The organism is Pseudolysinimonas sp. (assembly GCF_051954455.1).
In the GTDB taxonomy this organism is placed as follows: Bacteria; Actinomycetota; Actinomycetes; order Actinomycetales; family Microbacteriaceae; genus Pseudolysinimonas.
Map to the genome: position 1 here is coordinate 53,889 of NZ_JBQCHS010000033.1, position 26,977 is coordinate 80,865.

A 26,977-nucleotide genomic window follows, 5' to 3' on the forward strand; every position below is an offset into this window, starting at 1 on the left:
GGAGCCTAGGGGGCCGCCCGGATCCCGGTGTGCGGCGTCCACTCGTCCTCCAGGATCGCGTAGACGCCGGTGTCGCCCCATCCGCCGGGGATGCGCTCGTCGTGGAAGTCGCGCACGTGGTGCGCCTCCTCGCGCATCCCGAGCCGTCGGCACACCCCGATCGAGGCGGCGTTGCGCGGGTCGAGCTCCGCGCGGACGCGGTGGAGGCCGATGACGCCGAACGCCAGGTCGAGCAGCGCCGTCGCCCCCTCGGTCGCGTAGCCGCGCCCCTGGACGTCGGGGTGCACGGTCCAGCCGATCTCGGCGCCGCGGTGCTCGACGCTCGCGAGCTTGAGGTAGAACCACCCGACCAGGCGGTTGTCGACCTCGATCGCCGGCTGGATCCAGTCGTCGTCCTTCTCCAGCCGCACGGCGGCGGCGTTGCGCTCGAGGCGCTCGGCCGAGTCCTCGCGGGTGCGCGGACCGTGGGTCAGGTAGATCGTCACGTCCTCGCGCTGGAACCGCATGATGTCGTCGAGGTCGCTCGAGTGCATCGGGCGGATGTGCAGGCGCTCCGTGTCGAACGGCACGAACTCCCAGGGCAGGTTCACGCCTCCGAACGTAGCTCCTGCAGCACCTCCGCCAGCTGCCCGACCGCCCACTCGAGCTCGTCGGCCTCGACGACCAGCGGAGGCGCGAACCGGATCGTGGAGCCGTGGGTGTCCTTGACGAGGACGCCGCGCTCCGCGAGCAGCTCGGCCACGCGTCGGCCGGTCGCGAGACCGGGATCGATGTCGACCCCGGCCCACAGCCCCGCCGCGCGCACCGCGACGACGCCGCGGCCGATGAGCCCCTCGAGGAGCGCCCGCAACCCGGCGCCGAGCTCCCGCGCCCGGCGCTGGTACTCGCCGGTCTCGAGCAGCCCGACCACCGCGAGGCCGACCGCCGCCGCGAGCGGGTTCCCGCCGAACGTCGACCCGTGCTCGCCCGGGCGGAGCACGCCGAGCACCTCGCGCCGCCCGACGACCGCGCTGACCGGCACGATCCCGCCGCCGAGCGCCTTGCCGAGCAGGTACAGATCCGGGACCACGCCCTCGGCCTCGCACTGGAACGTGCGGCCGGTGCGGCCGAGCCCGGACTGGATCTCGTCGGCGATGAACAGCACATCGCGTTCGCGCGTCATCCGCCGCACCGCCGTGAGGTACCCGTCCGGCGGCACGACGACGCCCGCCTCGCCCTGGATCGGCTCGATCAGCACCGCGACGACGTTCGGGTCCGCCGCGAGCACGGCCTCGAGCGCGTCGGCGTCGCCGTACGGCACCGACACGAACCCGGGCGTGAACGGGCCGAATCCATCGCGCGCCTCCGGGTCGGACGAGAAGCCGACGATCGTCGTGGTGCGTCCGTGGAAGTTGCCCTCGGCGACGACGATCACGGCCTCCTCGGCCGGCACGCCCTTGACCCGGTAGCCCCACGCCCGCGCGACCTTGATGCCCGACTCCACCGCCTCGGCGCCGGTGTTCATCGGAAGCGCCATCTCCATGCCGGCCAGCCGGCAGAGCGCCTCGAGGAACGGCCCGAGCCGGTCGTTGTGGAAGGCGCGGCTCGTGAGGGTGACGCGGTCGAGCTGCTCGCGCGCCGCCCGCACGAGCATCGCGTTGCCGTGCCCGAAGTTCACCGCGGAGTACGCCGCGAGGCAGTCGAGGTACCGCTTGCCGTCGACATCGGTGACCCACGCCCCGGTCGCGGACGACACGACCACTGGCAACGGGTGGTAGTTGTGCGCCCCGAACTCCTCCACCTGTTCGATGAGGGACGAGCTGGAGGGCACGGTACGTTCGGCAACGCCTCCCGCGCGCGGCTCCGCCGCGCGCCCGCCACACCCGGCCAGCGTTCCCGAACGCACCGCACCCTCCACCTCTGAGTTCAACGGCGGAGCTCCAGGGTGCAGCACTTCACGCCTCCGCCGCCGAGGAGGAGCTCGGAGAGGTCGACGCCGTGGGGGACGAAGCCCCGGTCGCGCAGGCTCTGCTCGAAGCCCGTGGCCCGGGTCGCGATCACGACGTTGCGGCCGTCGCTGAAGGAGTTGAGACCGAGCACCGCCGCGTCCGCGTCGTCGACCTGCACTGAGCCGGGGTAGCGCTCCTCGAGGAGGTCGAGGGACGCCGGGTCGAACGCCGACGGCAAATACGCGATGGCGGGGTGCTCGGGGTCGGGATCGAGCACGGCGAGCGCCGTGTCGAGGTGGTAGAACGACGGGTTCACGAGCCGGAGGGTCAGCACCTCGCGGTCGAAGATCCGCCGCAGCTCGTCGTGGCTCCCGGCGTCGGAGCGGAAGCCGGTGCCGGCCAGGATCGTGTCGCCGACGAGCAGGAAGTCGCCCTCGCCCTCGTTGACGGAGACCGGCTCCCGCACCTCGAAGCCGTGCTCGGCGAACCATCGCATGTAGGCCGGCCCCTCGGGTCCGCGCTCCGGGTACTGGAACCGCGCGCCGTAGGCGATGCCGTCGAGGGTGAAGCCGCCGTTGGCCGCGTAGACCATGTCGGGCAGGCCGGGCTCGGGGTCGATGAGCTCGATCGCGTAGCCGAGCGACGCGTAGAGGTCGTGCAGGGTCTGCCACTGCGCGAGGGCGACGGAGGTGTCGGTGGGGTCCTCGGGGTGCATCCAGGGGTTGATGCGGTAGCTCACCGTGTAGAAGTCGGGGCGGCACATGAGCACCGTGCGGCGGGTGGCGACGCGATCGGCGCGGGCGGATTCCGGGGACGTCAGCGTCATGTCTCGATGCTCGCACGCACGCCTCCGGCACTTCTCGGCGACAGGCGCAACGCTCGCGCGTGGATCGCGCCTCCCACGCAAGGAACCGGCGTAGCCTGGCGTGGTGGACAACCTCGACTACGGGATCATCGACCTGCTCCGGCAGAACGCGCGCGCCGGGTACGCCGACATCGGCGACCGCGTGGGGCTGTCGGCGTCGGCGGTGAAGCGCCGCGTCGACCGGCTGGTCGCCGACGGGGTGATCCGTGCGTTCACGGTGCAGGTCGACCCGGCGGTCGACGGCAACACGACCGAGGCGTACGTCGAGCTGTTCTGCCGCGGGACGGTCGCGCCCGACGAGCTGAAGCGGATCCTCGCCGGCGTGCCGGAGGTCGTCGACGCGTACACCGTCACGGGATCGGCCGACGCGGTCGTGCACATCCGGTCGCGCGACATCCCCTCCCTCGAGGATGCGCTGGAGCGCGTGCGCATCGCGCCGAGCGTCGACCACACCCGCAGCGCGATCATCCTGTCGCACCTGATCCACCGCAACCGTGACTGAGCGCCCCCTCATCGACCCCGGCTCATCGGTCCCGCCGTTCGAGCAGCTGAAGCGCTGGGTCGTCGACGCGGCGACCTCGGGACGGCTGCCGCACGGCGCGAAGCTCCCGACAGTGCGCGCGCTCGCCGACGAGCTGGCGCTCGCGGCGAACACGGTCGCGAAGGCCTACCGCGAGCTCGAGGCGGAGGGCGTCATCGAGACGCGCGGACGCGCCGGCTCCTTCGTCGCCTGGTCGGCCGACGGCGCGGAGTCGGAGCTCGAGCGGCTCGCCGCGGCGTACGTCGCGCGCGCGGAGGCGCTCGGCGTGCCGCGCGACCGTGCCCGCGCGATCCTCCTGTCGCGGGTCGAGTAGCGGCGCAGCCGCGTATCGAGACCCTGACAGCGCGTCCCGGGTCTCGATACGCCGCTGCGCGGCTACTCGACCCGCGTCAGAGCGGGAGCTCGGCGAGCGCCCGGTCGGGGTTGCCGAACCGGTGGGCCGTGACCGAGACCGCCTGCTCCAGCAGGAACGGCAGCAGCTCGATGCGGCCCGCCGCGGTGACGGGGTCGGCCCAGATCGCGACGTCGGGCGAGCCGCCGGCCGCGTGGGCGAGCGCGTCGCCGGCGCCCGGCACGGTGCTGACCAGCCGGATGCGCGACGGCCGGTTCGCGGCCACCCGCGCCGCGAACGCGGCATCCGACTCCACGTCGACGCCCGTGATCGACAGGAGGGGTGCCCCCCCGAGGTCGGTCGCCGTGACGAGCGGCAGCAGTCCCGACGGGAGCGGCACCGCGGAGCTGATCCGCACGTGCGCCCGCGCGAGCACGCCGGCCGCCACGACGCGCACGAGCTCGGCGAGCGAGCCGCCCTCGGCGAGTCGCACCACGACGTCCGCCGGCCGGTACCGGAACACGTTGCGCTCGACGCCGAGACCGGTCGCGTCGCGCGCGACCCCGAACTCCGCCGCCCAGGCCGCCGCGTCGCTCAGCGCGCCCCGGCGCACTACGTCGAACTCCTCGTACCCGAGCGCCGGCTGGCACGCCTCGATGACGCTCGCGACCCGGGCCTCGAGCCCGTCGAGCCGGAGGTCGCCCGCGACGGACGCCGGCACCGGGCGCCAGGTGCCGTGGGCGAGCAGCGCGTTGGGGCCCCCGGCCTTGTAGCCGCTGCCCACCGACGAGCGCTTCCAGCCGCCGAACGGCTGCCGCCGCACGATGGCGCCCGTGATCGGGCGGTTGACGTAGAGGTTGCCCGCCTGCACGTGGTCGGCCCAGTGGGCGACCTCGTCGGCGTCGAGCGAGTGGATGCCGGCCGTCAGCCCGTACTCGACCGCGTTCTGCAGCTCCAGCGCCTCGTCGAGCGTCGCCGCCGACATGAGCCCGAGCACCGGCCCGAAGTACTCGATGCGGTGGAACTCGCTCCCGGGCCGCACCCCGGTGCGCACGCCGGGCGTCCAGATCCGCCCCTCGTCGTCGAGCTGCCGCGGTTCGACGAGCCACCTCTCGCCCTCGCCGAGCCGGGTCAGCCCGGCCCGGAGCTTGTCGCCCGGCGGCTCGACGAGCGGTCCCATCTGGACCGCGGGATCCGTCGGCCATCCCACGGCGAGGCTCGTGACGGCGTCGGCGAGCTGCCGCGTGAAGCGTTCGGAGGTCGCGACCGATCCGACGAGGATCGCGAGCGAGGCGGCCGAGCACTTCTGGCCGGCGCTGCCGAAGGCGCTCTTCACCATGTCGGCGACGGCGAGGTCGAGGTCGGCGCTCGGGGTCACCACGATCGCGTTCTTGCCGCTCGTCTCGGCGATGAGCTGCAGCTCCGGCTTCCACGACCGGAAGAGGGCCGCGGTCTCGGTGCTGCCGGTCAGCACGACCCGCCCGACCTCGGGCGCGGTGATGAGAGCCCGGCCCAGGCCGCCCTCGTCGACGTCGACGAGCGTGACGAGACCGGCGGGCGCCCCCGCCTCGACGAAGGCCTCCGCGAGCACCGCCCCGCAGCGGCCCGCCTGCGGCGCGGGCTTGAGGATCGCGGCCGACCCCGCGGCGAGGGCCTGCAGCACCCCGCCGGCCGGGATCGAGACCGGGAAGTTCCACGGCGGCGCGACGAGCACGACCGCCTCCGGGATGAACGCGGCGTCGTCGATGGCATCGAGCTCGCGCGCCAGCTCGGCGTAGTAGTGGGCGAAGTCGATCGCCTCACTGACCTCGACGTCGGCCTCGGGCAGCGTCTTGCCGGTCTCCGCGACCATGACCTCGATGAGCCGCCCGCGGAGCGCCGCGAACACCTCTCCCACGCGGTCGAGCAGCTCGGCGCGCTCGGCGCCGCTGCGGGATCCCCAGGATCGCCCGGCGGCGGAGGCGGCGTCGAGCCGCTCCTGCAGGGACACGGCGTCGGCGACGCGGGCGGTGAACAGAGTGGGCTCCCCGACGGCGGAGGTGGCCGCGCGCTCCAGGATCGCGCGGGCCCACTCCCGGTTGACCGCGATCGACGGGTCGGAGTCGGCGGCGTTGTGGAAAGGTCGCGGCGCCTCCGGCACGGGCGGGTGCAGCCTGTCCTGGTCACGGGTCGGAGCGGGGGCGCTGTCGTCGAGGAGGGCGAGCGACGCCTCGTAGCGCTCGCGTTCGCGCGCGAAGACGGCCTCGTCGGCCAGGTCGAACGCGTCGGAGAGGAAGTTCTCGCTCGACGCGTTCTCCTCCAGCCGGCGCGCGAGGTAGCTGATCGCGGCCTCGAAGTCGTCGGGCTGCACGACCGGGGTGTAGAGCAGGAGGCCGCCGGTCTCGCGCTGGACCGCCGCGGCCTGGCCGGACGCCATCCCGAGCAGCATCTCGATGTCGATGCGTGCGGAGACGCCGCGCTGCTCGGCGAGCAGCCAGGCGAAGGCGAGGTCGAAGAGGTTGTGCCCGGCGACCCCGATGCGCACGGCGTCGGTGCGCTCGGGCGTGAGGGCCCGCACGAGGAGCCGCTTGTAGTTGGCGTCGGTGGCGGCCTTGCTGGGCCAGGTGGCGAGCGGCCAGTCGTGCACCGCGGCGTCGACCCGCTCCATCGCGAGGTTCGCCCCCTTGACGATGCGCACCTTGATCCCGGCGCCGCCCGCGGCCTTCCGCCGCCGGGCCCACTCGGTGAGCCGGTCGAGCGCGACGACCGAGTCGGGGAGGTAGGCCTGGAGCACGATGCCGGCCTCGAGGTCCTGCAGCTCCGGCTGCTCCAGCAGCTTCACGAACACCGCGATGGTGAGGTGGAGGTCGCGGTACTCCTCCATGTCGAGGTTGATGAACTTCGTGCCGGGCGCCGCGGCGGCCTGGCGATAGAGGGGGGTCAGCCGCTCGACGACGCGCGCGACGGTCTCGTCGAAGCCCCAGAGGTTCAGCTGGCTCGCGACCGACGAGACCTTGACCGACACGTAGTCGACGTCGGGCCGGGCGAGGAGCTCGCGGGTCCCGGCGAGGCGCCGCGCCGCCTCGCGCTCGCCGAGCACGGCCTCCCCGAGGAGGTTGATGTTGAGCCGGACGCCCTCCTGCCGGAGCCCTGCGAGGGCGCGGTCGAGGCGCTTCGGCGTCGCGTCGATGACGAGATGCGCGACCATCCGACGCAGCACGGCGCGCGCGATCGGCACGATCGGCCACGGGAGCAGCCGGGCGAACGCGCCGCCGAGCCGAACCGCGGTGCGCAGGTGCCACGGCAGGAAGGCGGGCGTCAGCCGCGCCACCTGCTCGAGCTCGCGTCCCGCGACGCGGAGATCCTCCGGACGGACGACGCGGTCGATGAACCCGAGCGTGAACTCGAGCCCGCGCGGATCCTTCAGCACCCCCGCGAGCCGGGCGGCGCCGGGATCGGGCTTCGCTTCGGCGCTCTGCGCCAGCCAACGCCGCACCAGGGCGACGACGTCATCGACCGAGGGGAGCCCGGGAAGCATCCCTCGATGCTATTGCGCGGCGCCCGCGGGTCGGCTGGCTGGCAGCGCCGGTTTCACGCGGATCCCAGCGACTCGACGCAAGAATCAGGCGGCGACGGCCGCCTTCGCCTCACGCACCGCGCGCAGCGCGCCCGACCAGGCCACGACCTGGTCGACCATGACCCCGACCTGGGTCGCCTGCATCGGCGCCGGGCGCAGGTCCGTGTAGGCCTCGAAGTCGTGCATGAGCGAGAGCGCCACCTGCTGGCGCACGTCGGCGATCTGCACCTCGCCGAGGATGAGGCGCAGGTGCTCCGCCGCCCGGGCGCCGCCCGCGCCGCCGTAGCTGACGATCCCGGCGGCCTTGTCGTTCCACTCGGCGTAGAGGTAGTCGATCGCGTTCTTGAGCACCCCCGAGATCGAGTGGTTGTACTCGGGGGTCACGAAGATGAAGCCGTCGAGCCCGTCGATCACCGCCGACCAGGCGAGCGCCTCCGCGTGCTGCGAGGAGCGGCGCGCCGGCGAGATCGGCTCGTCGAAGTGCGGGAGCGGGTGGTCGGCGAGATCGACGAGCTCGAACTCGACGCCCGGCGCGTGCGCCGCCGCGGTCTCGCGGACCCATTCGGCGACCTTCGCGCCGTTCCGTCCGGGACGGGTGCTGCCGATGATGATGCCGATGCGGATCGCGGTCATGCCGATTGCTCCCTCTGGTCGATGGATGACGTGTCAACCATACAGGTAGATGACACATCAACCGGCCCTCGCCGATAGACTCGCTCTGTGACCGCGGCGGGCATGACCGAGGAGGACTGGCGCCTCTGGCGCGCCTTCTCGTCGATGAACCGCGCCCTCGCACGCGAGATCGATCGCCAGCTGCAGCGCGACGCCGGCATCTCCAACGCCGACTACTCCGTCCTCATCTCGCTGTTCGAGACCAAGCAGCGCCGCCTCCGGACCGGCGAGCTCGCCGAGGTCCTGAGCTGGGAGAAGAGCCGCGTCTCGCACCAGATCGCCCGGATGGAGGCCCGCGGGCTCGTCGAGCGCAGCGAATGCGTGGAGGACGGCCGCGGCACCTGGGTCACGCTCACCCACGAGGGGCGGCGCGCGACGCTCGGCGCCACCCGCGCCCACGCGGCGAGGCTCCGCGAGATGTTCTTCGACCTCCTCGCGGACGACGAGCGGGCCGCGTTCGGCGCCGCCGCGCAGCGCGTGCTCGACAAGCTGAGCGGCCCCGCGTGCGAGATCGCGGCGGCGACCTACGACGAGGGCGCGATCGCCCGCGCCACGGCCACCACCGTCTGACCCCTGGCCCGCGTCGTCCGCAGGCCCTACTCTCGGCGCCATGGCCGACTTCGGCGACCTCGCGCGCACGGTGACCGCTCCCGTCCTGCTCCCCCACGACGACGGCTACGCCGCCGCCTGCACCGGCTTCAACACGGCCTACGTGCCCACCCCCGACGCCGTCCTCCGGCCCGCCGATGTCGACGACGTCGTCGCGGCCGTCCGCTTCGCCCGCGAGGCCGGGATCCCGATCCGCATCCTTGCGACGGGGCACGGCGCCCACGCACGACCGGCGGGCGGTCTGCTGCTGAACCTCGGCGCATTCGACGACGTGCGGATCGATGCCGACGCTCGGACCGCGACATTCGGGGGCGGGGTCATGTGGGGCCCCGTGATCGCCGCGGCCGCGGAGCACGGGCTCGCCCCGGTCACCGGGTCGTCGGCCACGGTCGGCGCCGTCGGGTTCCTGCTCGGGGGTGGATTCGGTCCGCTCGCCCGCACCCTGGGCGCCGGCTCGGACCGGCTCGTCGCGGTCCGTGTCGTCACCGGCACCGGCGAGGTCGTGACGGCCTCGGCCGACGAGAACCCCGACCTGTTCTGGGCGCTCCGCGGCGGCAAGGGCGGCCTCGGCGTCGTCGTGGAGGCGACCGTCCGACTGGTGGAGATGCCCGCGCTCTACGGCGGGGCGCTCTTCTTCGACGTCGCCGACGCGCCCGCGGTGCTCGACGGCTGGCTCGCCTGGGCGCGCGACGCCGACCCGGCCATCACGACGAGCTTCGGCGTCGTCCGCTTCCCCGACCTCGAGCTCGTGCCGCCGCCGCTCCGCGGCCGCCACCTCGCGAACCTCAAGGTCGGCGTCGCGGCCGACCCCGCGACCGGCGAGCGCCTCACGGCACCGCTCCGCGCGTTCGCGCCCGTCGCGCTCGACGGCGTCGGCCCGCTCCCGCCGGCCGAGATCGCTCGGATCTCGAACGACCCGACCGAACCCGGCCCGGGATGGAGTCGGGGGTTCCTCCTCGGCTCCGCCGGCGACGGGTTCGGCCCCGCCCTCCTCGGCCTCGTCGGCTCCGGAACCTCGTCGCCCTTCATCGCGATGGAGATCCGGCACTTCGGCGGGGCGATCGCCGAGCACGCCGACAGCCCCGTCGGCGGTCGCGACGAGCCCTTCGCCGTCATGGTCATCGGCACGCCCGACCCGGGCCTGTTCGACGAGGTCCTGCCCGAGGCATACGCGGGTCTCCGCGCGGCGCTGACGCCGTGGATCGCGCCGACGACGACGATCAACTGGCTCACCGAACCCGAGGATCCGGCGCAGTTCGCCGGCGCCTGGTCGCCCACCGACCTCGACCGCCTCGCGGCGGTCCGCCGGGCCTACGATCCCGACGGCGTCTTCCCCTACGGTCCGGCGCCGGCGGAACAGTCGTCGGGCGGCTAAAGCCCCTCGAGCTCCTCGAGCAGCGCGCGCTCGTCGTCGTCGGACAGCCCGGCGCGGCGCTCGACCGGCCCCGTCCGCGCGGTCTCCCACGCAGCGCCGTCCCGCAGGGTCTCCTCGAGCGGGCGGCGGCGGAGGCCGAGCCGCTCGGCGCGGGTGGTGTCGTGGGAGCCGAGGGCGATGTGCTCGCCGCGCAGCCACAGGGGCAGCGATCGCGGGCCCGCCCAGTAGTCGACCCCGTGCTCCGCGAGCCAGTCCTCGTCGGCGGCGATCAGCTGCCCGCTCCAGCCGGCGACCCGCTGTGCGGTCGCGAGGTGCTCGGCCAGCGTGAGGGTCTCGCCGCCGACGTTCGCCGTCCCGGGGTGGCGGCGCTCGGCGGCATCGACGAGGAACGCGGCCAGGTCGCGCACGTCGATCACCTGCGTGAGGACCTCGGGGGCGTCCGGCACGAGCACCCGGCCCTCGGGGTTCGAGGGATGCGCGAACCGGGTCGGCCAGTACGTCGAGCGCTGCGACGCGTCGCCCGGTCCGCCGATGAGGCTCGCCCGGGCGACGAAGGCGCGGTCGTCGCCGAAGGCGGCGCGCACCGCCTCCTCGCACGCGACCTTCGCGGCGCCGTACTGCTCGGGGTCGGTCATGAGATCGCCGGGGTAGGCCCGCAGGATGGGCGCCGACTCGTCGGCGTGCAGATCCGGGCGCGGCTCGTAGACGGAGCAGGTGGAGACGAAGACCCAGTGCCGAACGCGCTCCGCGAGCGACGCGATCGCGCCGCGCACGTGGCCCGGCTGACGCGAGACGTCCACGACGGCGTCCCACTCGGCTCCCGCCACCTCGTCGTAGGCGCCGAGCTCGTCGCGGTCGGCGCGCACGAACGCCGCGCCCTCCGGCACCGAGCCGGCGTCACCGCGGGCGAGGGCCGTGACCTCGTGCCCTCGCCGCAGCGCCTCGCGCACGATCTCGCCGCCGAGCCAGGCCGTGCCGCCGAGCACCAGGATCCTCATGCCCCCAGGCAACTCCGCGGCGCGACCGACGCGCAACCCGCTCTGCTCTCAGCCGACGACGGGCTCGCCCTCCCACGCGCTCGGCGCCGCCTCGCGGGTCGACGGGAGCGCGTTGCGCGCGGTCCACTCGACGAGCCAGGCCGGCGCCGGATGCGCCGCGACGTCCTCGCCGACGATCACCCCGACCTCCTCGATCGGCACGACCCCGCCCGAACGGCGGAGGAACCGGCCCTCGACGAACGCCCGCTCCCAGATCTGCCCGTCGACCACGAAGCGCTGTTCGATGTAGACGTGCTTCTCGCCGTAGCCGGCGATGCGGCTCTCGATGATGTAGCGCTGTCCGCGGGTCAGGGAGCGGCGGTACGCGATCGTCTGGCCGGTGACGACGGGATAGACGCCCGCCGCCTGCAGGCGCCGCCACGCGCCCGCACGCTCCATGAGGTCGAGGCGCGCGTGGTCGAGCAGCGACAGGTAGACGCCGTTGTTCATGTGGCCGAGCTCGTCGATGTCGGTGAGCCCGACGCGGCCCGGCACGCGGCTCACGTCGTGCAGGCCGAGGGGCGCGCCGCGACGTGCGGCGAGGCGGATGCGGAGGAGGCGGAGGTAACGACGCAGCAGATCCACCCGGCGACCCTAGCCAGGAGCCGCGCGGAGGTGACGATCGCCTGTGGAACCGCACGACACCGGGCGCCGCGGGACGGCTCCGGTCGTAGCGTCGCGCCATGGCGAATCTCGACGACGTCTCCCCCGAGCAGCTGCCGGGCGAGGAGAGCACGGACGCGGAGCAGCGCGCTGCGGAGCGCTCGACCGAGGGCACGGAGGCCGCCGAGGCGGCCGAGACGGCGAAGGGGCTCGACCGTCCCGACGGGCCGGACGGGTACTCGGGCGACTAGCGGGTGCGGTGGTCGGGGATCGTCAGCCGCGGCCCCCGGCGCTCGTATCCGACCCCGGACGCCTCCAGCAGCCGCACGACGCGGTGCCGGTGCCCGCGGAACGGCTCGAGCAGCTCCATCATCCCGTCGTCGTCGACGCGGTGCCCGGCGAGCGCCATGCCCACCTGCTTGCACAGGTGCAGGTCGCCGATGCTGACGGAGTCCGGGTCGCCGTGCGAGCGCTGCACCGTCTCGTGGGCGGTCCAGACGCCGATGCCGACGACCGTCCGCATCCGCCGGACGGCCTCCGCGGCCGGCATCGTCGCGCCCCTCTCGAGCGATTCCCCCACCCCCGTCGCGCGCATGAGTGTGTCGGCGCGCTGCGGCGTCACACCGGCGCGGTACCACTCCCACGACGGGATGCGCCGCCAGACGACGGGCGCGGGCGGGATCCGCATGCCCTCCGGCGCCGGGCCGGGAGCCGGGGTGCCGTGCCGCCGCACGAGCACGCGCCAGGCGCGCATCGCCTCGAGCGCGGTGACCTTCTGCCCCATGATCGTCGGCACGAGGTGGGCCAGCAGCCGGCCCGTGCGCGGCAGCCGCAGCCCCGGCAGCCGATGGTGCAGGTCGCGGACCACGGGATGCCGGCCCGCGTCGAATCCCGAGCGGTCGTCGTCCGCGCCGAGCAGCCGCGGCATCGCGTCGAGCGCGGCGCCCGCGCCCGGCCCCCACGCGGTGCCGGTGATGCCCTCGGACGACTCCGCGAGGCGCAGCGTCGCCGGGCCGTCGGGGGTCGCGAACGCCAGCCACCACGCGCGCCCGTCGCGTCGCGCCGTCGGGTCGCCGGGTCCGAAGGCGACCGGCGACAGGGTGACGCCGAGGGCGAGGCGCTCGGCCGGACGGTAGACCGACCGCAGCGGCGCCGCCGGCGACGGGGCGTCGGCGGCGAGGGTCATGGCCCCCACGGTAATCCGTGCGGGCGACCGCACCGGCGCGGACCGGGCATGATGGTCCCGATATGAGCATCGGCATCCTGACCTCCGGCGGCGACTGCCCCGGCCTCAACGCGGTGATCCGCGCCGCCGTCCTCACCGGCACGAAGCTGCACGACCTCGAGTTCGTCGGATTCCGCAACGGCTGGCGCGGCGTGGTCGAGGGCGACCTCATGGAGCTCGGCCGCCCCCAGGTCATGGGCATCTCGAAGCAGGGCGGCACGATCCTCGGCAGCTCCCGTACCAATCCCTTCGAGGGCGGCGGCGTGCCGCGCGTCGCGGAGGTGATGGAGGAGAACGGCATCGACGCGATCATCGCGATCGGCGGGGAGGGCACGCTCGCCGCGGCGAAGCGCCTGACCGACGAGGGCATCAAGATCGTCGGCGTCCCGAAGACGATCGACAACGACCTCTCGGCCACCGACTACACGTTCGGCTTCGACACGGCGGTGCAGATCGCGACCGACGCGATGGACCGGCTGCGCACGACCGGCGACTCGCACGGTCGCTGCATGGTGGCGGAGGTCATGGGGCGGCACGTGGGGTGGATCGCGCTGCACTCCGGCATGGCCGCCGGCGCCCACGCGATCCTCATCCCCGAGCGCAAGACGAGCATGGACCAGATCGTCGAATGGGTGGAGTCGGCGCGCGCACGCGGCCGCGCCCCGCTGATCTGCGTGGCCGAGGGGTTCCAGCTCGACACCATGGACGACGCTCACTCGGAGCGCGGGCTCGACGCGTTCGGGCGGCCCCGCCTCGGCGGCATCGGCGACCAGCTCGCCCCCGAGATCGAGGCGCGGACCGGGATCGAGACCCGCGCGACGACGCTCGGCCACATCCAGCGCGGCGGCACGCCCTCGGCCTACGACCGCGTGCTCGCGACGCGGTACGGGATGGCGGCGGTCAACTCGATCCTCGAGGGGCACTGGGGCCGCATGGTCGCGCTCCGCGGCACGCAGATCGTGCACGTGCCGTTCGAGGACGCGCTGGGGCGGCTGAAGACGGTGCCCGAGGCGCGCTACGACGAGGCGGCGGTGCTGTTCGGCTGAGGCCGCCTCAGGCGGGGAGTGGCACACTGACGTGATGGACACCCTGTTCCTCGTCCTGGCCGCGATCTTCGCGGCACTCGCCGCGATCCTGCACGTCGTGATCTTCTTCATGGAGAGCGTTCTGTGGTCGAGGCCGACGATCTGGCGCCGCTTCGGCATCGGGTCGCAGCAGGAGGCTACGACGGTGCAGCCGATGGCCTACAACCAGGGCTTCTACAACCTGTTCCTCGCGCTCGGCACCGCGGTCGGGCTGCTGCTCCTCGTCGCGCCGCCGGTCCGGGAGGTGGGGGTCGGCATCGCGGCGGTGTCGCTCGCGAGCATGCTGCTGGCCGCGATCGTGCTCATCACGTCGAACCCGAAGCTCGCGCGCGCCGCGGTGACGCAGGGCATCACCCCGCTGCTGGCGCTCGTCTTCGGGGTGCTCTGGACCGTCGGCTGACCCGCGCCGGAGCGGGCTACGCGGCGGGCGTCGCGCGGGCGGCGGCCTCGGCGGCGGCCGGGAGCGCCTCCTCGATGCGCGAGAGCGCGGCGTCGTCGTGCGCCGCGGAGAGGAACCACGCCTCGAAGACGCTCGGCGGAGGGGCGACTCCCGCGTCGAGCAGCGCGTGGAAGAACGGCGGATAGCGGAAGGCGTCCTGTGCCCGGGCGTCGTCGTAGTCGCGCACGGGCTCGGCGCGGAACGCGGTCGAGAAGAGCGACCCCGCGTACGAGATGACGTGCGGGACGCCCGCCGCGGCCAGCGCGGCATCGACGGCGTCCGAGACGCGCTCCGCCGCGACGTCCACCCGGTGGTACGCCGCGGCGTCGGCGAGCCGGAGCGTCGCGATGCCGGCGGCGACGGCGAGCGGGTTCCCGCTCAGCGTGCCCGCCTGGTACACCGGCCCGAGCGGCGCGAGCAGATCCATGAGTTCGGCCCGGCCGCCGAGACCGGCGAGCGGCATGCCCCCGCCGATGACCTTGCCGAAGGTGAACAGGTCGGGCGCCCACGGCTCGGCGTTGTTGTGGATGTTCTCCACCCCCCACCATCCGGCGGGGCCGACCCGGAATCCGGTCAGCACCTCGTCGAGGATGAGGAGCGCCCCCTCCTCGTGCGCAAGCGCCGTGAGCGCCGCGTTGAACCCGGGGCGCGGTGTGAGGATGCCGGCATTGGCGCCCGCCGCCTCGGTGATGATCGCGGCGATCCGCCCGGGGTGCGCGGCGAACGCCAACCGCACCGCATCGAGTTCGTTGTAGGGCAGCACGAGCGTCTGCGCGGCGATCGGCTCCGGCACGCCGGCGGACCCCGGCAGGCCGAGCGTCGCGACCCCGGACCCCGACTCGGCGAGCAGCCCGTCCGAGTGCCCGTGGTAGTGCCCGGCGAACTTGATCAGCAGGTCGCGCCCGGTCGCTCCGCGGGCGAGGCGGATCGCGGTCATGGTGGCCTCGGTGCCGGTCGACACGAAGCGCATCTTCTCGATCGGGCGGAGCGTCGCCCCGCGTCGCGCGGTGATCGTCAGCCGGTCGATGACGAGTTCCGCGAGCTCCGCCTCCCCCTCGGTCGGAGCCCCGAACGACAGCCCCCGGCCCGCGGCCTCGCGCACCGCCTCGACGACCTCGGGATGCGCGTGCCCGAGCAGCGCCGGCCCCCACGACCCGACGAGGTCGACGTACTCGATCCCGTCGACGTCGGTGACATAGGCGCCGCGCGCCGACGCGATCGTGCGCGGCAGCCCGCCGACCGAGCCGAACGCGCGGACCGGAGAGTCGACTCCCCCGGGCAGCACGGCGCGGGCCCGCGCGACAGCGCGGTCGTTAGCGGTCCCGCCGTCCCCGTTCATGCGCGGTTCCACCGCTCCGCCGCCTCGACGGCCCAGTAGGTCATGATCGCGTCGGCACCCGCCCGACGGATCGAGACGAGCGCCTCGTCGATGGCGCGCTCCCGGTCGATCCAGCCGTTCGCCGCCGCGGCCTCGATCATCGCGTACTCGCCGCTCACCTGATACGCCCACACCGGCACCGGCGAGACCGCCGCCGCATCGGCGAGCACGTCGAGGTACGACATCGCGGGCTTCACCATCACGACGTCGGCACCCTCCTCCACGTCGAGCAGCACCTCGCGGAGGCCCTCGCGGCGATTGGCCGGATCGAGCTGATAGGTGCGCCGGTCGCCGACGAGCGACGACTGAACCGCCTCCCGGAACGGTCCGAAGAACGCGCTGGCGTACTTGGCCGCGTAACCGAGAAGGACGGTGTCGGGATGCCCGGCCGCGTCGAGCGCGGACCGCACCTCGCCGACCTGGCCGTCCATCATCCCGCTGAGCCCGAGCACCTGCGATCCCGCCTCGGCCTGGGCGAGACCCATGTCGCGGTAGCGCGCGAGCGAGGCGTCGTTGTCGACCCGCCCGGCGGCGTCGAGCACGCCGCAGTGGCCGTGATCGGTGAACTCGTCGAGGCAGAGGTCGGTCTGCACGACGATCGCGTCGCCCGCCTCCGCGACCGCCGCGCGAGTGGCGACGTTGAGGATGCCGTCCGGGTCGGTCGCGCCCGATCCGATCGCGTCCTTGTGCTCCGGCACCCCGAAGAGCATGACGCCGCCGATGCCGGCGGCCGCCGCGCGCGCGATCTCGGCCCTCATCGAGTCGAGCGAGTGCTGGACGACGCCGGGCATCGACGAGATCGGCAGCGGCTCCGTCGCGCCCTCGCGGACGAACATCGGGAGGATGAGCTGCGCCGGGTCGAGGCGGTGCTGCTGCGCGAGACGGCGGAGGGCCGGGGTCGCGCGCAGGCGACGCGGACGGACGGCGGGGAACTGCGGCATGACGATCTCCTCGGGCTCTAGGACCGGGCGTAGTCGGCGAGCGCGTCGACGAGCGCGTCGGCGCTCCGCTCGTCGGCGATGACGTGCACGGTGAGTCCCGCGGCGCGCGCGTCGAACGCGGTGCGCGGCCCGATGCACGCGATGACGGTGCCGTCGGGCAGCGGCGCCAGCTGCGTCGCGATCTGCCGCGCGACACTGCCGGACGTCACGAGGACGCCGCGGATGCGGCCGGAGGCGACGTCGGCACGGATCTCGGGCGCGACCGGCACGCCGACGGTCCGGTACGCGGTGACGAACTCGACTGCGAAGCCCAGCTGCTCGAGCCCGGCGACGAGGGTCGGCTCGGCGATGTCGGACTGCGGGATCAGCACGCGCCCCCGGATGTCGCTCGCGGGCCACTCCTTCACGAGCCCGCGCGCGGAGTTGTCGCCCGTCGGCACGAAGTCGACGCGGTAGCCGGCGAGTGCGAGGGCCGCGGCCGTCGTCTCGCCGACGGCGGCGATGCGGGTCGACCCCGGCACGCGCGTGCTCTGGCTGACGAGCACGTCGACCGTCGTCGCGCTCGTGACGACGAGCCAGTCGTAGGCGCCCGCCCCGAGCTCCTGCAGCGCGTGGGCGAGCCGGGTCGGGTCCTCGGCGGAGGCGAAGTTGATGAGCGGCGCGACCACCGGCACGGCGCCGTACCGTCGCAGCGAGGCCGAGACGCCGTCGCCCCACGTGCCGCCGCGCGGAACGAGCACTCGCCACCCGGCGAGCGGCTTGTCGGCGGCCGGCTTGTCGGCGGCCGGGCTCACGCCGACTCCCCCGCGGCGCCGAGCGGGGCGAGCTCGGCCGCGCCGAGCTCCAGCAGCTCGTCCGCGACCCGGGCGGCGAGCTCCTCGCTGGGATCGCGCACGTCGGCGGCGTACATCGCGTGCGAGCTGGTGAGGGAGGAGCCCCCGTCGAGCGCGTAGACGCGGGCGCTCACGAAGAGCAGCCCGTCCTCCAGCAGGGCGTGCACGCCGAGCGGGGCGGCGCATCCGGCCTCCAGGCGGCGGAGCACGGCGCGCTCGGCCTCGGCCGCGAGCCGGGACGGCTGATGCTCGACCCGGCGGAGGGCGCTGGGGGTCTCCGCGGTGCGCGCCTCGATCGCGAGCGCGCCCTGGGCGGGGGCGGTCGGCCAACCGGCGAGCGAGAGGGTCTCGGTGACGACGTCGCCGCGCCCGAGGCGCTCCACGCCGGCGGCCGCGAGGACGACGGCGTCGAGCCGGCGGTCCGACTCGATCCCGGCGTCCTCACCGCCCACCCGGCCGAGCCGCGTGTCGACGTTGCCGCGGATGTCGACGACGTCGAGGTCGCCCCGACGCGCGAGCAGCTGAGCCCGGCGGCGCGGGGATCCCGTGCCGACCCGGGCGCCCTCGGGCAGTTCCGCGAGGGTCAGCCCGTCGCGGGCGGCGACCACGTCGCGCGCATCGCCGCGGGCGGGCACGGCGGCGATCGTCAGACCGTCGGCGGGTGCGGTCGGCAGATCCTTGTACGAGTGGATCAAGGCGTCCACCTCGCCCGCCGCGAGCGCCTCGCGCAGGGCGGTCACGAACACGCCGCTGCCGCCGAGGGCCGCCAGCGGGGTGCTGCGGTCGCGGTCGCCCCCCGACTCGATCACGACGAGCTCCGCGCCGAGACGCTCGGCGACCGGGCCCGCCTGCGCGAGCGCGAGCGCCGAGCCGCGGGTGCCGATCCGCAGCGGCCGGTCCGAGGAGGACGGGCTCACGGCGCGATCCCGGAGATCGCCGGCTTGAACCCGAGGCGTGCGTTCTCGCAGCAACCGGGGCGGCAGACGTCGAACCACGGGCCGAGCTCGGTGAGCGCGGGCCGATCGGCGGTCGGGACGCCCTGCACGCGCTCCATCACGAGGTCCACCAGGCCGCGCACGTAGGCCGGGTGCGTGCCCGGCGTCGGCGTGCGGATGGCGATGAGGCCATGCCCCTCGGCGGTCTCCGTGGCCTCGGTGTCGAGGTCCCAGAGCACCTCCATGTGGTCGCTCACGAAGCCGAGCGGCACGATGACCACCGCCTCGACGCCCTCGCCGGGCAGTTCCGCGATGACGTCGTTGACGTCGGGCTCGAGCCACGGCTGTGTGGGCGGGCCGGAGCGGCTCTGGTAGACGAGCTGCCAGGGGACGGTGGTTCCGGCCTCGCCCATGACCACCTCCGCGACCGCGAGGTGCTGCGTCGGGTACGCCCCGCCCGCGGGCCAGTCACGGTCGCGCGGGCCGGACCGCTCCGCGTCGCCGGTGGGGATGCTGTGGGTCGCGAACAGAACGCGGATCGCGGAGTCGGCGACGCCGCGATCCGCGAGGTCGGCGAGCGCCGTGCGCAATCCGTCGACGAACGGCGTGACGAAGCCCGGGTGGTCGAAGTACTGGCGCACCTTGTCGATCCGCAGCTCGCCCTCGAGACCCGTCGCCTCCAGCGCCATCGCGAAGTCCTCGCGGTACTGCCGGCAGGACGAGTAGGAGCTGTAGGCGCTCGTGGCCAGGCCGAGGAGCGTCGTGAAGCCGCGTTCCTTCGCCTCGCGCAGCGCGTCGGCCAGGTACGGATCCCAGTTGCGGTTGCCCCAGATGACCGGCAGGTCGATGCCACGGGAGGCGAGCTCCGCCTCGAGGGCGGCCTTCAGCTCCCGGTTCTGCTGGTTGATCGGGCTCACCCCGCCGAAGTGGCGGTAGTGGTGCGCGACCTCCTCGAGACGCTCGTCGGGGATGCCGCGGCCGCGGGTGACGTTGCGGAGGAACGGGATGACGTCATCCTGCCCCTCCGGGCCGCCGAAGCCGGCGAGCACGATCGCGTCGTACGCGACCGGGACCTCGACGTGCTCGGGTCCCGCCGCCGCCGGCGGCGTCGCGGCGAGGACCGGGCCGCCGTTGTTGGTGATGTGCGTCATCGGGCGACCTCGCCGAGTTCGGAGGCCTCGATCCGGCGCCCGGTGTAGAACGGGATCTCCTCGCGCACGTGCAGACGTGCCCGGGTGTGACGGATGTCGCGCATGAGGTCGACGAGATCGATCGGGTCGTCGGACTCGAGGGCGAGGATCCACTCGTAGTCGCCGAGCGCGAACGCGGCCACCGTGTTGGGCTGCACGGTGGAGTGCTGCGAGCCGCGGCGCCCGTGCTCGGCGAGCAGCTCGCGCCGTTCGGCGTCCGGCAGCAGGTACCACTCGAACGAGCGCACGAAGGGGTAGACCGTCACCCATCCCTTCGGGGCGAGCCCGCGCGCGAAGGCGGGGGAGTGATCCGGGCTGAACTCGGCGTCGCGGTGCACGCCCATGACGTTCCACACCGGCGCCATCTCGTGGAAGGGGGCGGTGCGCCGGAGCCGGCGCAGCGCCTCCTGGAGCTCCTGCGCCTGTCGGCCGACGAGCCAGACCATGAGGTCGGCGTCGGCGCGCAGGCCGGAGACGTCGTAGAACCCGCGCACCTCGACGGCGTCGCCCACGGCGGCCTCCGGCGAGTCGACGACGGGTTCCTCGGACTGGGCGCGCCACTCGGGATCGCGCCGGAAGACCGCCCACAGCGCATACGCGTTGGGCTCGGGAGTCGGGCCGCTCACGCGACCATCCTCACCCCGACTCCGGGTCAGGGGTTAATCAGCGAGCGCTCAGCTTGAACGCGCGGCCGGGAGGGATCAGTCGCGATTCGCGACGACGGCCCAGACGATGAGGCCGGCGGCGACCGCCGCGATCCCGACGCCCACGCCGACCACGAGGAGCGGGTTGGCCCGATACGCCTCGCCGACGCGCTTCGGGACGTTGAGCTTGTCCTCGAGGGCGTCGAGCGTCCGCTCGAGATCGCGTCGCGCCTGGGCGGCCTGATCCCGGGCCTCGTCCACGGTGGTCATGCGGCTCCTCGCTTCCCGAGTCCGCGGATGGTGCGGACGTCGCTCTGCAGGCTGTGAAGGGACTCGCTCGGGATCGGCGGGATCCCGCGCTTCAGGACGCGCCAGCCGATGAGCGCCAGGATCACCGCCACGATCAGCAGGACCGCGGCGACGAGCAGCGCCGCCAGCCAGCCCGGCAGGACGAGCGACAGAGCGAGGATCGCTGCGGTCAGCAGCACGCCGAACATGAAGCCGAGCACGATGACGGCGCCGAGCAGCAGGCCCGCACCGATGCCGAGCGACTTGATCTTGCCGATGACCTCGGTCTTCAGCAGCTGGATCTCCGCGTGGACCAGGTCGGTGACGCGACCCGGCAGCTCACTGACGAGCTCGACGAGGGAGGGGGAGCGGGTGGCGGAGGCCATGGCGGCCGCCGATCAGCTCTCGGCGGACCGCGGCTTCGACGCGGTCGACCGATTCGCCCCGGACGACGAGGACCGGGTCCGCGTCGTCGTCGAGGCGGGCTTGCGGTTGGAGATCTGGCGCACGACCTTCTTGGCGTTGTCGGCGACGATCTCGGCGACCTCGGGCGCCTTGTCCTTCACGTAGTCCTCGACCGCATCCACCTGCTTCTGCACGCGCGGGTCGTTCCAGAGGCGGGCGGCCTGCGTCTTGAGCTTCTCGTACTGCTCGCGGCCGGCGCGCGTGCCGAGCACGTAGCCGACGCCGAGGCCGGCGATGAAGAGGAGCTTGCCTTTCATGGGCGTTCCCTTCGGTCGAGGAGGAGAGTCCTCATCAGTCTGTCGCGGAGTCGGTCCCGCCCGACAGCGCGCCCAGGAGCCTCCCTGCTTCGCGCTCGGCGGCGCCGATCACCGCGGCCAGGCCCGTTCCGCTCTCAGCCTCCCCGATCCGATGCATTCCGTCAACGGCATGAGTGCGCGCGACCGCGCGGCGCCACGGGACGACCGCCACGTCCAGCGGGCTCGGGAGGTCGATGCCGAGCAGCGCGGAGGCGTCGGCCCGCGCGGTCTCCGCCGGGTCGGTGAGGTCGTGGCGGTCATAGGAGAGGCGGAGCAGGTGCACCCCGGCGGCCTGCTCCCGCATCCACTCCCACTTGGCGGTGAGGTGCGTGAGGGCGCGCGCCCGCACGCCGGGCGCCTCCGCCGCGACGAGGAGGCCCGTGCCGCGCGGGGCGTCGTCGAGGGCCGGGTCGTCGACGGCGAGCACGACGACCGAGACGAGACGGTCGTCGCCGGTCGGCGCGGCCGTGGCCAGGGTCACGCGGCCCTCGACGCCGCCGGCGCGCTCGGGGGTGACCGCGCCGAGATCGATCGCGGCGCCCCGCCGCACGTCGACCCCGAAGAGCTCGAGGTCGGCGGTCACCTCGTCGACGAGCCGCGCCATCCCGCCGCGGATGCCGCCGACCTGGGATCCGGCCGTCGCGCTCTCGCGCAGGCTCAACACGGCGTGCGCGAGCGATCCTTCGCGGAGGAGCGCGGCACGCAGGCCGGGGTTCGCCCGGTCGAGGGGGAGGTCGTCCGCGCGGGTCGAGTGGACGCCGCGCACGATCGGATCGACGAGCTCTTCGAGGACCGCGTCGCCCATCCGGCGGCGGACCAGCTCGCCGAGGGTCGTCGCGTCCGCGCCGACGGTCGCGGGCATCACCACGTCGAGCTGCGCCCGCATGGCCGCCCGGGTGCCGACGGCCGCGATTACGTCGGCGGCGAGCGGCACGCCGGGGATGCCCAGCAGACTGGTCGCCGGCAGCGCCTGCGCCGTCCCGTCGGCGCGGTAGAGCCAGGCGGGGGAGGCGACGGGCGCGACGATCTCGCCGCCGAGACCGATCTCGGTCGCGAGCTGCGCCACGACGCCGCCGCGGGTGGCGAACGACTCCGCCCCGCCGTCCACGTCGATGCCCGCGACCCGCACGCGACGGACCTGACCGCCCAGCCGGTCGGAGGCCTCCAGGAGGACGACGCGACGGCCGGCCATCGCGAGCCGTCGGGCGAGCACGAGCCCGGCGACGCCGCCGCCGACCACGACCTCGTCGACGCGCTCCGGCACTACCGCTCCTCGTGCACCAGGGCGACGAGCCGGGTCAGCACGTCGGGGTCGGTCTCGGGCGGCACGCCGTGGCCGAGGTTGACGACGTGCGCGGGCGCGGCCTCCCCGCGCTGCATGACGTCGCGCGCGTGGGCCGCGAGCAAGTCCCAGGGCGCGAAGAGGTAGGCCGGGTCGATGTTGCCCTGGATCGGCAGCGGGGTGCCGAGGCGCTCCACCGCCGCGTCGAGCGGCAGCCGCCAGTCGACGCCGATGACGTCCGCCCCGGTCAGCGGGAGGAGGTCGAGCACCTCCCCGGTGCCGAGACCGAAGTGCACCCGCGGGACGTCGGTGCCACGGAGGGCGTCGAACGCGCGACGGGAGTGCGGAAGGACGCGACGCTGGTAGTCGCGGCGGGAGAGCGTGCCCATCCAGGAGTCGAAGAGCTGCGCGACGCTCGCCCCCGCCTCGACCTGCGCTCGGAGGAACGCGCCCGTGACGTCGGCGCACCAGTTGAGGAGCGTGGCCCAGGTGTGCGGGTCGGAGACCATGAGCGCCCGCGTGCGCAGCTGATCCTTCGAGGGGCCGCCCTCGACCAGGTAGGAGGCCAGTGTGTAGGGTGCCCCGCCGAACGCGATGAGCGGCGTGGAGCCCAGCTCCGCCACCACGATCCCGACCGCCTCGCGGATCGGGGCGAAGGCGCTCGGGTCGACCGGCCGGAGCTTCAGCACGTCGGCCGCCGTGCGCACCGGCTCGTCGATGACCGGGCCGCGGCCCGGCGCGATGCGCACGCCGACGCCGGAGAGCAGCACCGGCACGACGATGTCGCTGAAGTACACCGCCGCGTCGACGCCGTGCCGCCGCACCGGCTGGAGGGTGATCTCGGCCGCCAGGTCGGGGGTGAGGCAGGCGTCGAGCATCTCGGTGCCCTCGCGCGCCGCCCGGTACTCCGGCAGCGAACGGCCGGCCTGGCGCATGAACCAGACGGGGCGCGTGTCGGGGCGGTCGCCGCGCATGGCACGCACGAGCGGAGAGGTGGCGGTCAGCCCGTCGGAGAGCGGGTGGCCGGCTGGCAGAGTCACGGTTCCAGGCTAGGTGCTCGAGCCTGAGCGTTCGGATTCGGCGGGGTACCCTGGAGGACGTGCTGTTCTGCGTGACCGCGAGTCACCGCGACACCGAGTTCGACGTCCTCGACCGGGTCTCGCGGCGCGTCGAGGGCACCGCGGAGCGGCTCGCCGGCACCGACGGTGTGAACGGCGCGATCGTGCTGGCCACCTGCAACCGGTTCGAGGCGTACCTCGACGTCGAGCCGGATGAGTTGCCGCGCGCAGCCGATCTGGTGTTCGCCGCGCTCGGCGACGCGGCGGGCGACGACGCGACCGCGGTGCGCGCGTCGGCCCGCACGATGGAGGGCGACGAGGTCGCCCGGCACCTCTTCGCGGTCGCCGCGGGGCTGGAGTCCATGGTCCTCGGCGAGGACGAGATCAGCGGTCAGGTGCAGCGCGCGCTCACCTCGGCGCGCGCCGAGGGCACCGTGAGCGGAGAGCTCGACGCCGTCTTCCAGCGCGCTGCGCGCACCTCGCGCTCCGTCCGCTCGGCCGTCGACCTCGGCGGCGCGGGCCGGTCGGTCGCGCGCCTCGCGCTCGACCTCGCCTCCAGCCGGGTCACCGACTGGGCGCGCGAGGCCGTGCTCGTCGTCGGAACGGGCCAGTACGCCGCGACGACCATCGCCGGGCTCCGCGCGCGCGGCGCCACCGACATCCGCGTGTTCTCCGCCACCGGGCGGGCCGACGGGTTCGCGCTGCGCTTCGGCGCGCGCGCCGAGCACGACCTCCGCGACGCGATCGCCGACGCCGACCTCGTGATCACCTGCACGGCCCGCTACACCGTGGTGCCCGAGCACATCCCGGCCGAGCCGCCGGCCGACGGGCGCAGCCGCCTCGTGATCGACCTCGGGCTGCCGCGCAACGTCGACCCCGCCGTCGGCGCGCTGCCGGGTGTCGAGCTGCTCGACCTCGAGATCCTCGCCCTCCACGCTCCGCTGCCGGAACTCGGCGTCGACGCGCACCGCATGGTCGGCGCGGCGGTCGCGGAGTACGCGGCCGAGCGGGCCGCGGCTCCCGGCATCGTCGCCTTCCGCCGCCACGTGCTCGGCGTGCTCGAGAGCGAGCTGGCCCGTGCCGCCGCCAGGGGCGCCGACGAGACGACCCTGACCGCGATGCGGCACCTCGCCGGGGTGCTCGTGCACGGGCCCTCGGTGCGGGCGCGGGCGCTCGCGAGCGAGGGACGCGCGGCGGAGTTCGAGCGGGGGCTGGAGGCGGTCTTCGGCCTCCGGGTGGAGACCGAGGACCGCCTCGACGGCCGGCGCGACGCGAGCGCGTAGGCCGCGTCCGCCGGCGAGCGGTGCCGGTCGCTTCTCAGCGCCGACCGGATCCGCTTTCCGCGGCACCGCGGCGAGGGATGCGCCCGGGGCCGCGAGCTCTCGCTCACGACCCCGGGTTCCGGCCACCGGCCGGTCTCTCAGCGCGCGTGGGTCGGGGGTTCCCCCGGCTGAGAGGGAGCCGCGTGGGGGATCAGCGAGACGGTGTCTCGCTCCGCGGCTTCTGGACGCTCATCGACGAGCGTCCAGAGCGGTGCCCCGCCCTGGCTCTCAGCTTCCAGGACAGGGCACCGGCTCGGGTTCCGACTGCTGCCTACTGCTCGCGGCGTCGGCGGATGAGGGCCGCACCGAGCAGCATCGCTGCGCCGGCGGGGAGGAGGATTCCGGCCGCCATGAGGGGGCCGTTCGGTGAGGTCCCCGTCAGCGCCAGCGTCTTCAGCTGACCGCATGCGGTCGCATCCGCACCGACGGTCACGTTCCACGGGCCCGGGTTGTCCAGGGTGTCACCGGGAGCGGTCGTCTGGTTCACCGCGGCCGTGACCGTGTGGGCCCCGGTCGAGACCGACGTCGTCGGCTGGGTGACCTTGACGCCGTCGATGAAGTAGTCGATGACGGTGAGGTAGTCCGCGGTCGGACCCACCTGGATGCTGCCCCGCCCGGTCGAGCAGGTCGCGTCGAACGGCTTCACGAAGGTGGGCAGCACGGCGTCGGTGGGCAACTGACCGCCGCAGTCGAGGGGCGGGAGCACCGAGACCGCCAGCTGCCAACTGTTCGGCCCGATGACGGTCCAGCGGCCCGGATTCTGCAGAGTGTGCCCCGGAGCGGCCGACACATGCACGGTGTAGTTCCCGACCGGAGCCGAGATCGTCGGCGTGGTCACCGCAGAGGTCGTGCCGCCCGGGTAGGTCACCGCGTACTCGAGCACGCCGGGCTGCAGGTCGACGTTGATCGTGCCGTTGCCGACCACGCCGTCGGTGCACACGGCGGGCGTCGACGAGGGATCACCGGGCACCACACCGCAGGAGTCGTCGAGGTCGAACGTGTAGACGTGGGTCGTGGTGTTGTCGGGGAAGACCCACCCGGCGCCGGCGGTCGCGGTCACCTCGTTCTCGCCGGTCACGCCGTCACCCTTGGTGAGCGCGTAGGTCACCTTGCCGGGCTGGTCGGTCCAGCTGATCCGCGGTGCGCTGCACTGCGTGGTGACCTCGGGGGCGATCTTCTTGTCGTCGAGGACGTCGCAGTACTGGCCGACGCTGTCGCTGGGGCCCGTCCACATCGACGTGGGCCACGGGCCCGTGAACATCCCCTGGAGGAAGTGCTCCTGGTACGGCTTCGACGGGCTCTCGAGGATGCCGGAGGGCTTCTCGATCGGCGAGTAGGACGCGTAGATGTCGCCCTGCCCGCAGGTCACGGGGAATCCGAAGTCGTAGGTGCCGACATGCACGATCGGATTGCCGCCGTTGGCCTCGTTGTACCCGAGGATGCCCTGCGGCCACATGTAGCTCTGGCCCTCGAGATTGAGGAAGCGCCAGCCCGCTGCCGTCACGTAGAAGCCCTGGCAGAGGTAGTCGGTGTAGACCGTCGGATCGGGATTGACCACGGTGACCACACCGGCGTTGATCTTCTGCAGCCCCTGGTAGGTGTAGCTCACGGCGGAACTCGGCAGGCACTGCTTGGTCGGCGCGACCGCGGGAGCGGCGGCGGAGCGCACGATCGCGGTGGGCGCGGGCGTGGTCGAGGTCGGAGCGGAGGACCCGTCCGGCGCAGGGGCTGCGGCATCGGGCGCGCTCGGCTGCGCCGGAGGCGCCGAGGGGGTGCTGTCGGTGGACCCCGCAGCGGGGGTCGTGGGGTCACTCGCTCCTGCCGCGCCGGCGTCGGTGGTCACCGTCGACGCCGGCGCAGCAGGATCGGACACGCCGTCCGCGGAGGCGGGCGCTGCGACCGCGCCGAACGTGAAGATCGCCGCGACCAGAGCGGTCGTCGCAGCGGCGAGTGTCTTACGGAACATCGGGGGCTGTCCTCTATAAGCGCGGCACGGGGGGATGCCGAAAATCAGACTCACGACACGCCGGTCACCCGGTCATGCCGCTCTCAGCGAGCCATCCGCCCTGGGGGGGAGAC

At 73.9% G+C, this 26,977-nt stretch carries 28 protein-coding genes; 8 read left to right on the plus strand and 20 right to left on the minus strand.

Annotation, left to right across the window (positions count from 1 at the left end; translation table 11 throughout):
• Nucleotides 1-5: 5 nt before the first annotated feature.
• The 3 genes from ACTHM3_RS13840 to ddaH all read right to left on the minus strand — a co-directional run bounded on the left by ACTHM3_RS13840 (nucleotide 6) and on the right by ddaH (nucleotide 2,754).
• The gene (locus tag ACTHM3_RS13840; protein WP_440406777.1) at nucleotides 6-590 is read right to left on the minus strand and encodes a GNAT family N-acetyltransferase; all 585 of its coding nucleotides are present in this window, start codon (nucleotides 588-590) and stop codon (nucleotides 6-8) included.
• Nucleotides 587-1,810, minus strand: a complete 1,224-nt coding sequence (gene rocD / locus ACTHM3_RS13845; protein WP_440406779.1) for an ornithine--oxo-acid transaminase — start codon at nucleotides 1,808-1,810, stop codon at nucleotides 587-589. Before rocD ends, ACTHM3_RS13840 begins: the two co-directional genes overlap by 4 nt.
• A 95-nt stretch (nucleotides 1,811-1,905) precedes the next feature.
• On the minus strand, nucleotides 1,906-2,754 hold the full coding sequence (gene ddaH / locus ACTHM3_RS13850) for a dimethylargininase (RefSeq protein ID WP_440406781.1): 849 nt from the start codon (nucleotides 2,752-2,754) through the stop codon (nucleotides 1,906-1,908).
• 103 nt (nucleotides 2,755-2,857) lie between these two features.
• Between ddaH and ACTHM3_RS13855 the strand changes: the two genes are divergently transcribed.
• Nucleotides 2,858-3,295: an Lrp/AsnC family transcriptional regulator gene (locus ACTHM3_RS13855; RefSeq protein WP_440406783.1), complete on the plus strand. Its 438-nt coding sequence runs from the start codon at nucleotides 2,858-2,860 to the stop codon at nucleotides 3,293-3,295.
• Nucleotides 3,288-3,647: a GntR family transcriptional regulator gene (locus ACTHM3_RS13860; protein WP_440406784.1), complete on the plus strand. Its 360-nt coding sequence runs from the start codon at nucleotides 3,288-3,290 to the stop codon at nucleotides 3,645-3,647. The genes ACTHM3_RS13855 and ACTHM3_RS13860 overlap by 8 nt, the downstream gene beginning before the upstream one ends.
• A 76-nt stretch (nucleotides 3,648-3,723) precedes the next feature.
• Here ACTHM3_RS13860 and ACTHM3_RS13865 read toward each other — a convergent pair whose 3' ends face one another.
• Nucleotides 3,724-7,182 (minus strand): bifunctional proline dehydrogenase/L-glutamate gamma-semialdehyde dehydrogenase, encoded by a 3,459-nt coding sequence (locus ACTHM3_RS13865; protein WP_440406785.1) that lies wholly within the window; start codon nucleotides 7,180-7,182, stop codon nucleotides 3,724-3,726.
• Between the two features lie 84 nt (nucleotides 7,183-7,266).
• On the minus strand, nucleotides 7,267-7,854 hold the full coding sequence (locus ACTHM3_RS13870; RefSeq protein WP_440406787.1) for an NADPH-dependent FMN reductase: 588 nt from the start codon (nucleotides 7,852-7,854) through the stop codon (nucleotides 7,267-7,269).
• Nucleotides 7,855-7,941: 87 nt separating this feature from the next.
• On the opposite strand from ACTHM3_RS13870, the gene ACTHM3_RS13875 reads away from it, so the two are divergent.
• A complete protein-coding gene (locus ACTHM3_RS13875) occupies nucleotides 7,942-8,463 on the plus strand; it encodes a MarR family winged helix-turn-helix transcriptional regulator (protein ID WP_440406789.1) in 522 nt (173 codons plus the stop codon).
• 40 nt (nucleotides 8,464-8,503) lie between these two features.
• Entirely contained in the window at nucleotides 8,504-9,877 is a 1,374-nt protein-coding gene (locus tag ACTHM3_RS13880) for an FAD-binding oxidoreductase (RefSeq protein ID WP_440406790.1), read from the plus strand.
• On the opposite strand, the gene ACTHM3_RS13885 is transcribed toward ACTHM3_RS13880, so the two are convergent.
• Together ACTHM3_RS13885 and ACTHM3_RS13890 are read right to left on the minus strand one after the other, a co-directional pair.
• Nucleotides 9,874-10,875, minus strand: a complete 1,002-nt coding sequence (locus ACTHM3_RS13885; RefSeq protein ID WP_440406792.1) for an NAD-dependent epimerase/dehydratase family protein — start codon at nucleotides 10,873-10,875, stop codon at nucleotides 9,874-9,876. The genes ACTHM3_RS13880 and ACTHM3_RS13885 overlap by 4 nt on opposite strands.
• 48 nt (nucleotides 10,876-10,923) lie before the next feature.
• A complete protein-coding gene (locus tag ACTHM3_RS13890; RefSeq protein ID WP_440406794.1) occupies nucleotides 10,924-11,499 on the minus strand; it encodes a thioesterase family protein in 576 nt (191 codons plus the stop codon).
• Between the two features lie 98 nt (nucleotides 11,500-11,597).
• Between ACTHM3_RS13890 and ACTHM3_RS13895 the strand changes: the two genes are divergently transcribed.
• Complete coding sequence (locus ACTHM3_RS13895; protein ID WP_440406795.1) at nucleotides 11,598-11,768, plus strand: hypothetical protein; 171 nt, start codon at nucleotides 11,598-11,600, stop codon at nucleotides 11,766-11,768.
• On the opposite strand, the gene ACTHM3_RS13900 is transcribed toward ACTHM3_RS13895, so the two are convergent.
• The gene (locus ACTHM3_RS13900; protein ID WP_440406796.1) at nucleotides 11,765-12,703 is read right to left on the minus strand and encodes a DNA-3-methyladenine glycosylase family protein; all 939 of its coding nucleotides are present in this window, start codon (nucleotides 12,701-12,703) and stop codon (nucleotides 11,765-11,767) included. The genes ACTHM3_RS13895 and ACTHM3_RS13900 overlap by 4 nt on opposite strands.
• Before the next feature lie 62 nt (nucleotides 12,704-12,765).
• On the opposite strand from ACTHM3_RS13900, the gene ACTHM3_RS13905 reads away from it, so the two are divergent.
• Together ACTHM3_RS13905 and ACTHM3_RS13910 are read left to right on the plus strand one after the other, a co-directional pair.
• Nucleotides 12,766-13,788 carry a 6-phosphofructokinase gene (locus ACTHM3_RS13905; RefSeq protein WP_440406798.1) on the plus strand — a complete coding sequence of 341 codons (1,023 nt, stop codon included), beginning with the start codon at nucleotides 12,766-12,768 and terminating at the stop codon, nucleotides 13,786-13,788.
• 34 nt (nucleotides 13,789-13,822) lie between these two features.
• On the plus strand, nucleotides 13,823-14,227 hold the full coding sequence (locus ACTHM3_RS13910) for a DUF1304 domain-containing protein (protein WP_440406799.1): 405 nt from the start codon (nucleotides 13,823-13,825) through the stop codon (nucleotides 14,225-14,227).
• A 16-nt stretch (nucleotides 14,228-14,243) separates the two neighbouring features.
• On the opposite strand, the gene hemL is transcribed toward ACTHM3_RS13910, so the two are convergent.
• The 11 genes from hemL to hemE form a co-directional block, all read right to left on the minus strand.
• On the minus strand, nucleotides 14,244-15,605 hold the full coding sequence (hemL, locus tag ACTHM3_RS13915) for a glutamate-1-semialdehyde 2,1-aminomutase (protein WP_440406801.1): 1,362 nt from the start codon (nucleotides 15,603-15,605) through the stop codon (nucleotides 14,244-14,246).
• The gene (hemB, locus tag ACTHM3_RS13920) at nucleotides 15,602-16,585 is read right to left on the minus strand and encodes a porphobilinogen synthase (RefSeq protein WP_440406803.1); all 984 of its coding nucleotides are present in this window, start codon (nucleotides 16,583-16,585) and stop codon (nucleotides 15,602-15,604) included. The genes hemL and hemB overlap by 4 nt, the downstream gene beginning before the upstream one ends.
• A 17-nt stretch (nucleotides 16,586-16,602) precedes the next feature.
• Nucleotides 16,603-17,379, minus strand: a complete 777-nt coding sequence (locus ACTHM3_RS13925; RefSeq protein ID WP_440406805.1) for a uroporphyrinogen-III synthase — start codon at nucleotides 17,377-17,379, stop codon at nucleotides 16,603-16,605.
• Nucleotides 17,376-18,335, minus strand: coding sequence for a hydroxymethylbilane synthase (hemC, locus tag ACTHM3_RS13930; protein WP_440406807.1), 960 nt, complete (start codon nucleotides 18,333-18,335; stop codon nucleotides 17,376-17,378). Before hemC ends, ACTHM3_RS13925 begins: the two co-directional genes overlap by 4 nt.
• Nucleotides 18,332-19,504 carry a ferrochelatase gene (locus tag ACTHM3_RS13935; RefSeq protein WP_440406809.1) on the minus strand — a complete coding sequence of 391 codons (1,173 nt, stop codon included), beginning with the start codon at nucleotides 19,502-19,504 and terminating at the stop codon, nucleotides 18,332-18,334. The genes hemC and ACTHM3_RS13935 overlap by 4 nt, the downstream gene beginning before the upstream one ends.
• Entirely contained in the window at nucleotides 19,501-20,169 is a 669-nt protein-coding gene (gene hemQ / locus ACTHM3_RS13940; protein WP_440406811.1) for a hydrogen peroxide-dependent heme synthase, read from the minus strand. The genes ACTHM3_RS13935 and hemQ overlap by 4 nt, the downstream gene beginning before the upstream one ends.
• 75 nt (nucleotides 20,170-20,244) lie before the next feature.
• Entirely contained in the window at nucleotides 20,245-20,457 is a 213-nt protein-coding gene (locus ACTHM3_RS13945) for a DUF3618 domain-containing protein (protein ID WP_440406813.1), read from the minus strand.
• Entirely contained in the window at nucleotides 20,454-20,861 is a 408-nt protein-coding gene (locus tag ACTHM3_RS13950; RefSeq protein WP_440406815.1) for a phage holin family protein, read from the minus strand. The genes ACTHM3_RS13945 and ACTHM3_RS13950 overlap by 4 nt, the downstream gene beginning before the upstream one ends.
• Before the next feature lie 12 nt (nucleotides 20,862-20,873).
• Nucleotides 20,874-21,197 carry a YtxH domain-containing protein gene (locus ACTHM3_RS13955; protein ID WP_440406817.1) on the minus strand — a complete coding sequence of 108 codons (324 nt, stop codon included), beginning with the start codon at nucleotides 21,195-21,197 and terminating at the stop codon, nucleotides 20,874-20,876.
• Between the two features lie 34 nt (nucleotides 21,198-21,231).
• Nucleotides 21,232-22,500: a protoporphyrinogen/coproporphyrinogen oxidase gene (locus ACTHM3_RS13960; protein WP_440406819.1), complete on the minus strand. Its 1,269-nt coding sequence runs from the start codon at nucleotides 22,498-22,500 to the stop codon at nucleotides 21,232-21,234.
• On the minus strand, nucleotides 22,500-23,558 hold the full coding sequence (gene hemE, locus ACTHM3_RS13965) for a uroporphyrinogen decarboxylase (RefSeq protein WP_440406821.1): 1,059 nt from the start codon (nucleotides 23,556-23,558) through the stop codon (nucleotides 22,500-22,502). Before hemE ends, ACTHM3_RS13960 begins: the two co-directional genes overlap by 1 nt.
• Nucleotides 23,559-23,617: 59 nt before the next feature.
• Here hemE and ACTHM3_RS13970 point away from each other — a divergent pair, with 59 nt between their 5' ends.
• Nucleotides 23,618-24,859, plus strand: coding sequence for a glutamyl-tRNA reductase (locus ACTHM3_RS13970; RefSeq protein ID WP_440406823.1), 1,242 nt, complete (start codon nucleotides 23,618-23,620; stop codon nucleotides 24,857-24,859).
• Between the two features lie 310 nt (nucleotides 24,860-25,169).
• Here the strand turns inward: ACTHM3_RS13970 and ACTHM3_RS13975 are convergent, their stop codons facing one another.
• Nucleotides 25,170-26,864: a hypothetical protein gene (locus ACTHM3_RS13975; protein WP_440406825.1), complete on the minus strand. Its 1,695-nt coding sequence runs from the start codon at nucleotides 26,862-26,864 to the stop codon at nucleotides 25,170-25,172.
• Nucleotides 26,865-26,977 lie beyond the last annotated feature (113 nt).